Source organism: Spirosoma sordidisoli (assembly GCF_004138325.1).
GTDB classification, from domain to species: domain Bacteria; phylum Bacteroidota; class Bacteroidia; order Cytophagales; family Spirosomataceae; genus Spirosoma; species Spirosoma sordidisoli.
Genome location: NZ_SBLB01000001.1, coordinates 1628094 through 1640621, shown reverse-complemented (window position 1 = coordinate 1640621; position 12528 = coordinate 1628094). Strand labels below are relative to the sequence as shown.

Annotated in this window: 11 protein-coding genes; 6 read left to right on the top strand and 5 right to left on the bottom strand. The window is 55.1% G+C overall.

The window, feature by feature from the left end; genetic code table 11:
• The first annotated feature begins 159 nt into the window (after nucleotides 1-159).
• Nucleotides 160-636: a hypothetical protein gene (locus EQG79_RS07045; protein ID WP_129600885.1), complete on the top strand. Its 477-nt coding sequence runs from the start codon at nucleotides 160-162 to the stop codon at nucleotides 634-636.
• Nucleotides 637-694: 58 nt separating this feature from the next.
• Here the strand turns inward: EQG79_RS07045 and EQG79_RS07040 are convergent, their stop codons facing one another.
• Together EQG79_RS07040 and EQG79_RS07035 are read right to left on the bottom strand one after the other, a co-directional pair.
• Nucleotides 695-1627, bottom strand: coding sequence for a D-2-hydroxyacid dehydrogenase (locus EQG79_RS07040; protein WP_129600883.1), 933 nt, complete (start codon nucleotides 1625-1627; stop codon nucleotides 695-697).
• A 20-nt stretch (nucleotides 1628-1647) separates the two neighbouring features.
• A complete protein-coding gene (locus tag EQG79_RS07035) occupies nucleotides 1648-2328 on the bottom strand; it encodes a peptidoglycan DD-metalloendopeptidase family protein (RefSeq protein WP_129600880.1) in 681 nt (226 codons plus the stop codon).
• A gap of 165 nt (nucleotides 2329-2493) precedes the next feature.
• On the opposite strand from EQG79_RS07035, the gene EQG79_RS07030 reads away from it, so the two are divergent.
• Nucleotides 2494-3999, top strand: a complete 1506-nt coding sequence (locus tag EQG79_RS07030; protein WP_077920804.1) for a peptide MFS transporter — start codon at nucleotides 2494-2496, stop codon at nucleotides 3997-3999.
• 199 nt (nucleotides 4000-4198) lie between these two features.
• Here the strand turns inward: EQG79_RS07030 and EQG79_RS07025 are convergent, their stop codons facing one another.
• Nucleotides 4199-4444, bottom strand: a complete 246-nt coding sequence (locus EQG79_RS07025) for a type B 50S ribosomal protein L31 (RefSeq protein ID WP_077920805.1) — start codon at nucleotides 4442-4444, stop codon at nucleotides 4199-4201.
• A gap of 477 nt (nucleotides 4445-4921) precedes the next feature.
• Here EQG79_RS07025 and EQG79_RS07020 point away from each other — a divergent pair, with 477 nt between their 5' ends.
• The 3 genes from EQG79_RS07020 (at nucleotide 4922) to EQG79_RS07010 (ending at nucleotide 8535) form a co-directional block, all read left to right on the top strand.
• On the top strand, nucleotides 4922-7402 hold the full coding sequence (locus tag EQG79_RS07020) for a ribonucleoside-diphosphate reductase subunit alpha (RefSeq protein WP_129600877.1): 2481 nt from the start codon (nucleotides 4922-4924) through the stop codon (nucleotides 7400-7402).
• Nucleotides 7403-7779: 377 nt separating this feature from the next.
• Nucleotides 7780-8223 (top strand): cold-shock protein, encoded by a 444-nt coding sequence (locus EQG79_RS07015; protein ID WP_077920807.1) that lies wholly within the window; start codon nucleotides 7780-7782, stop codon nucleotides 8221-8223.
• Nucleotides 8224-8346: 123 nt separating this feature from the next.
• Nucleotides 8347-8535, top strand: coding sequence for a hypothetical protein (locus tag EQG79_RS07010; protein WP_077920808.1), 189 nt, complete (start codon nucleotides 8347-8349; stop codon nucleotides 8533-8535).
• 106 nt (nucleotides 8536-8641) lie between these two features.
• Here EQG79_RS07010 and trxA read toward each other — a convergent pair whose 3' ends face one another.
• Together trxA and EQG79_RS07000 are read right to left on the bottom strand one after the other, a co-directional pair.
• Nucleotides 8642-8947 carry a thioredoxin gene (trxA, locus tag EQG79_RS07005; protein ID WP_077920809.1) on the bottom strand — a complete coding sequence of 102 codons (306 nt, stop codon included), beginning with the start codon at nucleotides 8945-8947 and terminating at the stop codon, nucleotides 8642-8644.
• Between the two features lie 77 nt (nucleotides 8948-9024).
• On the bottom strand, nucleotides 9025-10299 hold the full coding sequence (locus EQG79_RS07000; RefSeq protein ID WP_077920810.1) for a bifunctional 3,4-dihydroxy-2-butanone-4-phosphate synthase/GTP cyclohydrolase II: 1275 nt from the start codon (nucleotides 10297-10299) through the stop codon (nucleotides 9025-9027).
• Between the two features lie 327 nt (nucleotides 10300-10626).
• On the opposite strand from EQG79_RS07000, the gene EQG79_RS06995 reads away from it, so the two are divergent.
• Nucleotides 10627-12510 (top strand): T9SS type B sorting domain-containing protein, encoded by a 1884-nt coding sequence (locus tag EQG79_RS06995; protein ID WP_165358845.1) that lies wholly within the window; start codon nucleotides 10627-10629, stop codon nucleotides 12508-12510.
• Nucleotides 12511-12528 lie beyond the last annotated feature (18 nt).

The window sequence follows — 12528 nt, the reverse complement described above, 5'->3', positions numbered from 1 at the left end:
GAGCTATCAAAAATACACAAAAAAGGGCGGAAGTCGTACAAGCGAATCAGGAGAGTCGATCACGGTTTATATACTTTATTGAAAATAATAGGTAGTTTTCGCGCCGGTGGCATTGAGTACCACCGTAACTTATCAATACCATCGTAACACTACATTCGTATGAAAAAGATGCTTGCCTGCTGGAGCCTGCTGCTCTGCCTCCTGGTTGCTTACCCTGGTTCAGCTCAGGACTCCAAACCCAAGAAAGAGAAAGCTAAAAAAGAGAAAACCAGTAAAAAAGACGAGAAACAGGACGCGAAAGCCGACCGGAAGAAAACCAAGGGCGACGACCTGGGCGCCAGCGAAAACAAATCTGACAAGAAAAAAGACAAGGCCGACAAGAAAGCCGATAAAGCGGCCAAAGCCGACAACGTCGTCACGAAAGAAGCCAAAGCCGACAGCAAACTGGCCAAAAACGAACCCAAAACGTCCAGGGCTAAGCCGAGAGAAGAGAAAGCCTCGCCCGCCGATTACAAAGCTCCGGTTGATCGGAGTAGCAAAGGCCCCAACGGCGAAACCGTTTATACCGGTCCCCGTGGCGGTAAGTACTACATCAATAAAAACGGCAACAAGACTTACCTGAGTAGCTTGAAATAAGTGTTTTCCGTGGCCACGACCCTTTACCGATCGTGGCCACGGGTGTTTTTCACCAAATTCAGTAGCCCTTGCCCAGCTCCACGGCATTCTCCAGCGGCAGACCATCCAGAAAGCGGGACAGGTTGCGCAGAAACAAATCGACCTTACCGGCATCCTCGTTGGGCTGGCCACCGGCGGTGTGCTGGGTCAGCACCACGTTGGGTAGGGTCCAGAACGGGCTGTCGGTGGGGAGGGGTTCGGTGGCGGTTACGTCCAGAACGGCACCCCCCAGCTGGCCGGTTTGTAAAGCCGCGATCAGGGCGGGTTCGTCGACGGTACTGCCCCGACCCACATTGGCGAAAACGCTGCCGGGTTTCATGGCGCCGATCAGCTCTGCCGAGAATAAGCCTTTAGCCGAACCCGGCAGTGTGCTGACAACCAGATCGGTTGCAGGCAGAGCCGCCTTCAGCTCGTCGACCGAGTGGAGTTCGGCGGCCGGATCGGTGCGGGCCAGCAGCCGGACGCTACAGTCGAAGCCGAGCAGCATTTGCCGAACGGCCTGACCGATGGCCCCCGACCCCAGAATAATAACCTGCTTCCGGCGCAGCAGACCGAGTTTGGCGCGTACGGCTGAGCCCGACCACTGACGCTGACTCTGCAGAACGGCCAGCTCATCGATATGCCGATAGTGCGCCAGAATGCCCGCCACAATCGTTTCGGCGCAGGGCCAGGCAAAGTAATCGCCCATATTAGCCACCTGCGCTTTCACCTGCACCCCCTGATACCCATCAAAACCGGCAGAGTCGAGCTGCCAGTATTGCAACTTGACCGGCGGGTTGGTCCACCAGTCGGCCGGCGGGTTGCCCAGCACGATGTCGGCCGACCGGAAAGCCGGCTGGTATTGTTCGGCCGATAGCTCGTTCCGGAAAATCGGCTCAACAGCCTCGGGCAACTGTTGGCGGAGCTGGCTGCGGTAGGCTTCGTTGAGATTGGTATAAACAAATGCGATCATGGTAGTTGGCGAATGATACCTTACAATCCATTAATACCCAGAAGCAGGTTTGGGTTTGGGCACAGGGCCAGAAATTTTGCCCGGTCGGCTTCTGTACATACGCCGGGGAAGTCGCCCCGCAGCCCGAGCATATCGGTCATAAGCTGAAAATGCAGATGCGGAGGCCAGTCGCCGTTCTCGGGATAGGGGCCTATTTCGGCAATTTTTTCGCCGGTCCGAATCGGTTTCCCGTCATACAGGCCGTTGAGCGAAGCCCGCGTCAGGTGTCCGTACAGGCTGTAAAGCGGTTTCCTGCCGAAAGCTGGCAGAACGACCTCCCGATGTTCGAGAATGATAGTAGGGCCGTAGTCGCCGAAGTTATCGTTATCCCGGAAGCTATGCACAATACCGTCGAGCGGGGCAAAAACGGGCGTACCGGCCTCCGCCCAGAAATCGATACCGAGGTGAATCTCGCGGGGTTCGGCTTGTTGTTGAAAGTGAGGACTACGGCGGTAGATGACCCGATGTTCGTTGTAGCCGCCCACGCCCACCCGCGCGCCCGCAGCCTGTAGCTGGCCAAACACATAATCGCTGAAACGGGCGGTATCGGTCAGGTCGAGGGGGAGCCGGCCCGCCCGCTGGTCAGGCACCAGATCGGGGTTCGTGGCCGACAGATCGAGAATCAGGTAAGGCTCGGTCTGGAAGTCGAAGGGGAGGAGCATAGGTCTGTATCGGCGAAAGTGTCCAAAAAGCGCACCGGGCGCAAAGATGGGGCAAGCGGGTGGAATCGTGACGGCTTTTCGGGCATTGGGAGTATCTTTACAGTTATTTTTTTCGTTTACATACCTATATTATTTGGTTTATCAACCGACTTTAGACCCACTTGCATGGAAGCAGTAAGTAATAAAACGGCCGGTCAGGCCACCCTTTTCGGGCATCCGATGGGGCTTTTCGTTTTGTTTTTCACCGAGATGTGGGAGCGGTTCAGCTACTACGGGATGCGGGCCATCCTGCTGCTCTTCCTGATCGATAACGTACGGGGCGGCATGGGCCTGAGCGAGCCGGAAGGGGCTGCTATCTACGGCATCTATACCGCATCGGTGTATCTACTGTCGCTGCCCGGCGGCTGGATTGCCGACAACCTGCTGGGTCAGCGGAAATCGATCTGGTACGGTGGTATCATTATCATGCTGGGTCATATCATACTGGCTGTGCCGGCGGGCCCGGGGCTGTTTTATGCCGGTCTGTGTACGGTGGCCATCGGCACCGGTCTGCTGAAGCCGAATATCAGCAGTATTGTGGGGGAGTTATACCCCGAAGGTGGCGCCCGTAAAGATGCCGCCTTTTCTATTTTTTACATGGGCATCAACACCGGCTCGCTGCTCGGCATCTCAATTGTGGGGTATCTGGGCGAGAAAGTGGGCTGGCATTATGGCTTCGGTGCGGCTGCAATAGCCATGTTTCTCGGCGTCATCACCTACCGTACATTCGGGCAGCGCTACCTGGGCGATCGGGGCCAGTACGTAGCCAAGGAACCCACCGAAGCAGGGCAGTCGTCGAGTGGCAACCGGTCGATGCTGATCTTCGTGGCGGTGCTGGTAGCCCTGCTGGCCGGCCTGCAGCTGACGGGCGTACTGGACCTGACAACGGCTCAGGGGCTGGCCAAGGCCATGGGAACCATTATCTCGCTGATTGCACTGGGGTATTTCACGTACATTCTGGTAGCGGGTGGGCTCGATGCCACCGAGAAAAAGCGGGTAGTCGTGCTGTTTGCGTTCTTTCTGGCCGCGGCCATGTACTGGGCCGGTAACGAGCAGCAGGGCTCGTCGCTACAGATTTTTGCCAGCCGTTATACGGACCTGAACCTGTTTGGCTGGCAGATGCCCTCAAGCTGGTTCCAGAATCTGAATCCGGCATTTATCCTCATTTTTTCGCCGGTGCTGGCCGGGCTGTGGGTGTTTCTGGCTAACCGGAAGATCGACTTCTCGGTACCGGCCAAGTTTGCCACGAGCCTGATTCTGCTGGGGCTGGCTTACGTGGTCATGATTGTGGCGGCAAAGCTGGCCCTGACCGGTGTGCGCACGTCGCCCCTGTACCTGACGTCGACGTATCTGTTCTTTACGCTGGGCGAGCTGTTCCTGAGTCCGGTAGGGCTGAGCGCCTTCTCCAAGCTGTCGCCGAAGCGGTATACCAGCCAGCTGATGGGAATCTGGTTCGTTGGGTCATCGCTGGGTAATCTGATTGCCGGACTCTTTGCGGGCGGATTCGACGAAGAAAACGTGAGCCAGATGCCGGAGCTGTTTCAGAGTGTAGCTCTGTTTACGCTGGGGGGAGGGGTCGTTATGTTTCTCTTCTCGCGGGTACTGAAAAAGTGGATGGGCGGTATCGAGTAATAGAACCAGTGCTGAACGGGTGCTGGTCTGGCCGGAAGGCTGGGCCAGCACCCGTTTTTATGTAGCCCCGGGAGGGGAAGCTGTTGCGTAGGGAGCCGGACACAGAAAAACCCCCAACCCGACTGGCGGATTGGGGGTCTGGGTATATCAGCAACATTGGCTGGTCAGCAGATGACTCGGGCCGAACGGCTGATAAACGTTATGCTTTGGTACCGTAACGCTTGCGGAACTTGTCCACACGGCCGGCCGTATCGAGCAGTACGTTCTTGCCCGTATAGAACGGGTGCGACTGCGAGCTAACTTCGATCTTAACGAGCGGATAGGTCTGGCCCTCGAACTCGATCGTGTCTCTGGTCTGAACCGTTGAGCGCGTCACGAATTTATAATCGCTCGACAGGTCGTGGAATACCACATCGCGGTAGTCCGGGTGAATGCCCTTTTTCATGATTTATTCTCAGTTTCTTGTCATCTTCTCGGTTTCCGTCCGAAAAGGATTGCAAAGGTACGGTCTTTTTGGTAGACCCACAAACGTTTTTGCGGCTTCTTTTACGGGTTAGAAATCAATCGAATAAAGTTGATCCGTTGCCTAATAATGGCGTAACAAACCGTTGCCTGAGTCGGGCTTTTCTTCTACCTTTCGGTACCGAATACCTCCTCTCGAGACCAGGCCCCGGCGCTGGTCCAGCCTGAAAAAATCGCTTAATTTTGTTTTGGAAAGAAGCAGCTGCCGTAACGGGTTGATAAGTATCTAGAAACGACGGCTTAACAATTTCTTAACCCTGGCGGTAGATTTGAATCTTTCTGTGAAACCAGAAAACACCCGAACCTTCAGGTGTGATTTTCTGTCTATTTGAACATAACTGAACCAGCTTACTGCGCGCATTTATCATTTCTTTATAGATAACCACTAATCCTAGAACGTATGTACGTAATCAAACGCGATGGCCGCCGGGAGTCGGTCAAGTTCGACAAGATTACCGCCCGCATTGAAAAGCTGTGCTATGGCCTCGACCCAGCCTATGTGCAGCCGGTTGAAGTTGCGATGAAAGTCGTGAACGGCCTCTACGACGGCGTTAAAACTACCGAACTCGATAACCTGGCCGCTGAAACAGCCGCGTCGATGACGACCAAACATCCGGACTACGCTATTCTGGCGGCCCGGATTGCCATCTCGAACCTGCATAAGGAGACCAACAAGTCATTTTCGGGAACGATCAAGCAGCTCTATCACTACGAGGACCCGAAAACAGGTGAGAACGCGTCGCTGATCTCGCGTGAGGTATATGACGTAGTACGTAACAACGCAGCCCTGCTCGACTCAACCATCATCTACGACCGCGATTACGGCTATGACTATTTCGGCTACAAAACGCTCGAAAAATCGTATCTGCTGAAAATCAACGGCCGCATTGCCGAGCGCCCGCAGCACATGCTGATGCGCGTAGCCGTCGGTATTCATATGGAAGACGTTGAGGCCGCCATCGAAACCTACAACCTGCTGTCGGAGAAGTGGTTCACCCACGCTACGCCTACCCTCTTCAACGCTGGTACGCCCAAACCGCAGATGTCGAGCTGCTTCCTGCTGACGATGAAAGATGACAGCATCGATGGCATCTACGACACCCTGAAGCAAACCGCCAAGATCTCGCAGTCGGCGGGCGGTATCGGTCTGAGCATTCATAACGTTCGGGCTACGGGTACCTATATCAAAGGCACCAACGGTACCTCGAATGGTATTGTACCGATGCTCCGCGTTTTCAACGATACGGCTCGCTACGTTGATCAGGGGGGCGGTAAGCGGAAAGGTTCGTTCGCTATTTACCTGGAGCCCTGGCATGCCGATATCTTCGAATTCCTGGACATGAAGAAGAACTCCGGGAAAGAAGAAGCCCGCGCCCGCGATCTTTTCTATGCGCTCTGGACGCCCGATCTGTTCATGAAACGGGTCGAAGACAATGACGTCTGGTCGCTGTTCTGCCCGCACGAGTGCCCCGGTCTGGCCGATTGCCATGGCGAAGAATTCGAAGCCCTTTACGAGCGCTACGAGCGCGAAGGCCGTGCCCGCCGGACGGTGAAAGCCCAGGAACTGTGGTACAAAATTCTGGAGTCGCAGACCGAAACCGGTACGCCCTACATGCTGTTCAAGGATTCGGCCAACAAAAAGTCGAACCAGCAGAACCTGGGTACCATCAAGTCGAGTAACCTCTGTACCGAGATTATCGAGTACACCGCTCCCGACGAGATTGCCGTCTGTAACCTGGCCTCGATTGCGCTGCCGAAATTCATCAAGCGCGATCCCGATGGCGTGATGCGTTTCGATCACCAGAAGCTGTATGAGGTAACCAAAACGGCTACGCGCAACCTCAACAAAATTATCGACATCAACTACTACCCGGTAGAAGAGGCTCGCCGGAGCAACATGCGTCACCGCCCCATTGGCCTTGGCGTACAGGGGCTGGCCGATGCGTTCATCATGCTGCGGATGCCGTTCGAGTCAGACGAAGCCCGCCGGCTGAACGAAGATATATTCGAGACGATCTACTTTGGCGCCATGACCTCGTCTATGGAGCAGGCCAAAGAATCGGGTCCGTACGAGACCTGGAAAGGCTCGCCTATTTCGAAAGGGATCTTCCAGTTCGACATGTGGGGCGTAAAACCCAAGTCGGGCCGCTGGGATTGGGAAGGGCTGCGCAAAGAAGTGGTTGAACATGGCGTGCGGAACTCGCTGCTGCTAGCTCCCATGCCAACGGCGTCGACCTCGCAGATCCTGGGCAACAACGAGTGCTTCGAGCCGTATACGAGCAACATCTACACCCGTCGCGTACTGTCGGGCGAGTTTGTGGTGGTGAACAAGCACCTGCTCAAAGACCTGGTGAAGCTGGGCCTGTGGAACGATGCCATGAAGAATAACCTGATTCTGGCCAACGGATCGGTACAACAGATTCCGAACATTCCGCAGCACATCAAGGATCTTTACAAAACAGTTTGGGAGATCAAACAGAAGCATATCATCGACATGGCCGCCGACCGGGGCGCGTACATCTGCCAGTCGCAGTCGCTGAATATTCACATTCAGGATTCGAACTTCGGCAAGCTGACGTCGATGCACTTCTACGCCTGGAAAGCGGGTCTGAAAACGGGTATGTACTACCTCCGTACGAAGGCCGCTGCCGATGCTGTCAAGTTCACCGTTGTTCAACCCCAGGCCGAACCGCAGCTGGAACCGGTTATGGCCGAAAGCGCACCCGTTGAGAAGCCACTCGACTACGTGCAGTACGCCAAAGATCATGCGACCAACGCCCAGCCCATGCCGGTACCGATGGTCACCGATCTCGAACAGCAGTATGCCGCCATGACCTGCTCACTCGACGACCCCGAAGGTTGCGAAATGTGCGGCTCGTAAGCCAGCTTCGTTTATTAAAAATAAGACGCCTGACCCCACTACGGTCGGGCGTTTTGTTTAGGCCCGGAACAGGCTAGGGTTGAACGTATATGTACATCCGTTCAGATAAATGTATTATCTCTATCTGTACACTCTGACAGCGGATTAGGCTGATACGGGTAACCAGGGCGGATCACGGTACCAATTAGTGCAACCGGTTTTGCGGTGTTCGTGAATAATATTTAAAATGTACAACTTATTTCGAAACAATACGGTTGATTAGTAGTGGGGGGTATAAACCCACCCGGATTGGCGGCCATCGGCGCACAGATACCTTCACCTCTCCGAAACAAGTCCCGGCGAAGCACGTCGGATAATCTCATCTAATACCATCCAGAATGGAGACATTTAGTAAAAAAGAAAAAGAAAAAGCAAGACAGAAGAAACGCAAGGACAAAGAAGAAAAAAGAGACGAACGTCGGGCCAATGCGCAGAAAGGGCAGGGTCTCGACGAGATGATGGCTTATGTTGACGAAAACGGCAACATCACCTCAACGCCCCCCGACCCCCGTAAGAAGAGAGTCATTGATGTGGAGAACATCCAGATCGGTGTGTCCAAACAGGAAGATGCAGCCCCTCAGGAGGCTGTCAGACAAGGTATAGTAACGTTCTTCAACGCATCGAAAGGCTACGGATTTATTCGTGATCTGCAGAGCCAGGAGAGCATATTCGTACACATGAACGGGTTGCTCGATGCGGTTAATGAACAGGATAAAGTGAGCTTCGAAGTGACGCGTACACCGAAAGGGCCCAACGCGGTTGAGGTCAGAAAAACTGCGTAGCGTAATCCGGCCGGACCGCTCTACCAGTATCGCTGTTTCACTGACCAGAAACAGACGTATAACGGGTTGGCCATTCAGACACGGTGCCGAAAGGCACCCATTTTCATTCTTATCAGCTAAGTCATGAGTAAACCCGTGTATACGTCCATTCCGCCTACCACCGATACTATTTACTGGCAGCTTAAGTACTCCGACGGCAAGACCAGTATCTATATCCCTCGTGACAAAGAGCTCGATCGGCAACTGAAAGTTAAGTTTCAGGCCGAAGTAGCCGCCCGGACGTCGATCAAGCGAAAGCGGGAAAACCGATAACTGTTACTCAGGTAGCGAATCATACACGGCACTGGCTATACGATATACGTAGCCGGTGCGTACGTATGTAAACGCGTTAACAGCGCACAGGCAGCAGTGACCTCCGCTACACGCTGTGTTGCTTGACCAGCCCCTCGAGGGTATGCAGCGGCTGAACGCCCGACTGCCGCCAGACAATTTTGCCGTTTTTGAACAGAATCATGGTCGGAATGCTCCGGATCTGATACTGATTGGCGGCTGCCTGGCTATGATCAACGTTAACTTTCACCACGCGAACCTTGTCGCCTACGCGCTCGGTAAGCTGTTTCAGAATAGGGGCCTGCTGCTTGCAGGGGCCGCACCAGTCGGCGTAGAAATCGACCAGCACCGGCGTTTCGCCGTGGATAAGGTCATGAAACGATGGCTTTTTCATGTGGTGTTGCGGTCTGGATGTCTGCCGGTTTCGGTCATTGCCTGCAACGAGGCTTATACCGAAACCGGCAGATCGACTTATTGTTCTTCGTTTACCGGCTCGTTCATGATGGTATGACCCATCTTGTCGCGTTTGGTCCGGAGGTAGTATTCGTTATGCGGGTTGGCAGGAATCTCGATCGGAACCGTCTCCACGATTTCGAGTCCGTAGCCCATCAGGCCCGCCCGTTTTTTGGGGTTGTTCGAGATGAGCCGCAGTTTACGAACGCCCAGGTCGCGCAGAATCTGGGCGCCGACGCCGTAATCGCGCGCATCCATCGGCAGACCGAGTTCCAGGTTGGCTTCTACCGTATCGCGGCCCATTTCCTGGAGTTTGTAGGCTTTCAGTTTGTTGAGCAGCCCGATGCCGCGCCCTTCCTGGAACATATAGACCACCACGCCTTTCCCTTCGGCCTCCACCATCTTCAGCGATGCGTGCAGTTGGGGTCCGCAGTCGCAACGGCATGAGCCGAAAATGTCGCCGGTAACGCAGGACGAGTGAACGCGCACCAGCACGGGCTCGTTCGGTTCCCAGGTTCCCTTCACCAGCGCCAGGTGAGTATCGTCGGTATTGCTTTGCTTGAACGCGATCAGGTCAAAATGACCAAATTCGGTGGGCATATTCACACCGATCTGTCGCTGAATCAGGCTTTCGGTCCGGAGCCGGTACTCAATCAGGTCCTGAATACTGATCAGTTTCATGCCAAACCGGTCGGCCAGCACCCGGAGTTCGGGCAGGCGGGCCATAGTGCCGTCTTCGTTGAGCACCTCGATCAGCACACCCACCGGCGAGAGCCCCGCCAGCCGGGCCAGATCGACGGCGGCTTCGGTATGGCCAGCCCGCCGAATAACGCCCCCCTCCACAGCCCGTAGCGGGAATATATGACCGGGCCGACCCAGATCGTCAGGAGTCGTGGCCGGATCGACCAGCGCCTGAATGGTTTTAGACCGGTCAGAAGCCGAAATACCGGTCGTGCAGCCGTGGCCCAGCAGATCGACCGATACGGTAAAGGGGGTTGTATGAACGGACGTGTTGCTGCTGACCATCATGTCGAGCCCCAGTTCGTCGCAGCGTTCCTGGGTCAGGGGCGCACACATGAGGCCGCGAGCCTCTCGAACCATGAAATTGACCATCTCGGGCGTAATCATTTCTGCTGCGCAGATCATATCGCCTTCGTTTTCGCGGTCTTCATCGTCTACCACCAGCACAATTTTGCCTGCTTTGATATCCGCAATAGCCTCTTCGATGCGGTCGAGCCGGATAGGGGCTGGTTCGTTCTGGAACTCGGCAGACTTGGTACTATTATTGCTCATCTGTTTGGTTGATGCGTGTCAGTGGAAGTATCTTTGGTAGTTGCTTTTGTATCTACTCAACGGCAGAATCGGCAGTTGTCACTCTGAAAACTGATTTCGGGAAAGATACGTTTCGACCAACGCGAAAATGTAAGCCGGAACGTTTTTAACGCTAGACACTGCGCCATCTATAGGAACGATAAAAATTTACTTTCTGTGCGAATGATTCGATTGTGGCTGACCGGAGTAGAGGCAACTGTTCACACAATTTACTGGTTTTTAGCGGTTTTATCTGGCTTCATGTGCCTGTCTGGTTCCAGTCTGGCTCAGGTCGGTCAAGAACCTAATGTGTGCGTTAACCCCGGCGGTGCGGCTCAGGGCGGCTTTTCACTCGATAAAGCTAGTGTCTGCGTAGGTACGCCCATCCAGATCGTCAGCGTGCCGGCTACGGTTGCCAACGTGGCCTACACCTACGAGTACGATGGCAACGGTATTCCCGCCAACCGGACCGCGGCTACCACGTATACTTATACCAAACCAGGCTCTTATACAATTCTTCAGGTGGGTAGTGGCGGGGGCCAGGCTACCGGAACCATTGCCTGTAAAACCGTTACCGTACTACCCACAGGCCCCGTCAGCTTCTCTGTCAGAACCTGTTCGGACCGGCGGGCGGTTGTCGATGTCACGCTGGATGAAAACTCGAATAAATATGATAGTTATATCATAGATTGGGGCGATGGAAACCGGCAGGAACGGCCCCGGAGCTCCATAACCACGCAGCAGACGCATACCTACCTGAATCCGGGAACGTATACGGTGATCATTACCGGGCGGTATGCCGCCTTGACCGATTGTACGCCTGTGCCCGCTCGCTCGGCTCCGATCAACTTTGCTACGACAGCCCAGCCGCTGATCACTCGACTAACTACGGTTAGCGACAACTCGATCTCTATTCAGTATCAGGTGAGTTCGGGTACAACGGTAGAGCTGTACCAGAAAGATGCATCGGGCGTGTATGCGCCCACGGGGCAGAACGGAAACGGGTCAACTCCCTTCACGGTGCAGACCAATGCCAAAGAGGTACAATGTTTTCAGCTGGTGGCGCAGGATGCCTGTAACAGCGCCGGTGTCCGGTCCGACGAGGTATGTAGTCTGGTGCTTAACGCGCAGGCTGCCAGTAAGCAGAATAACCTGAGCTGGCAGCCTTATGCAGGTACGGTTACTACCATCAGACCCTTCCGTTCGTATCGTCTGACCCGCAATGGAGCGCCGATCGGAGGCCTGCTGACCAGCCGGTCCGCGTCATCCTACGTCGACAATAATCGCATCGAATGCGGAGTCGCTTACTGTTACACGATCGAAGCCAGCGCTGGCCCAACAACGATCACATCGGCACCGGTCTGCGTGACGGGGATTAACGGAGACGTTCCCGGTGAGTTTCGGAACGTAACCGTTTCGGTCGAGAACAACCAGCCCCGTCTGGTGGTCTCGCTGCCCGTCAGCGGCACGTCGGCCAGCTATACGCTGGTGGTGAACCGGACCGACGGGCAATCGGGCGGTATGCAGACCGTAGGGTCGGTGGTCAATCGAAACACGTTCGTCGACGAGTCGGCCAATGCATCGGCGGGTTCGTACTGCTACGAGGTTACCTACCGAAACAACTGCGGCCTCACTTCACCCCCGTCGAAGCCGGTTTGTACAGTACACCTGGCTTCGAACAGCAGCGCCAGCATCGACTGGACCGCCAATTCGCCCTTCCTGACGGGACCGGTAGCCAACTATACCGTAGAGGTCATCGATTCGCTCAACGGTACCAAGCGCGAAATTCCGGTCAGTGGGAATACGCGTTACGAGCCGGACCAGAATGATCCGAACCTGCAATCGCAGCGGTATCGGATTATTGCCGTGTCGAGCGGGGGGCTGGTGAGCTATTCGAACTTTTTCACCCTTCGGCGCGAGGCCCGGATTCTGGTGCCCGACGCGTTTACACCCAATGGCGATGGTACCAACGATACGTTTGTGGTCAAAGGCCTTTTTGTCGATCAGTTCCGGATGACGATCTACGACCGCTGGGGTAGCGTCATCTACAGTACAACCGATAAAAACCAGGGCTGGGACGGTACTGTCAACGGTCAGCAGGCGGCAGCCGGGCAGTATATGTACCAGATCGAGGTTCAGGACCTGACCGGGCAGAAAACTGTTCGGCCCGGTGCGTTGTTGTTAATACGCTAGCGGGCGCATCCGGCCGGT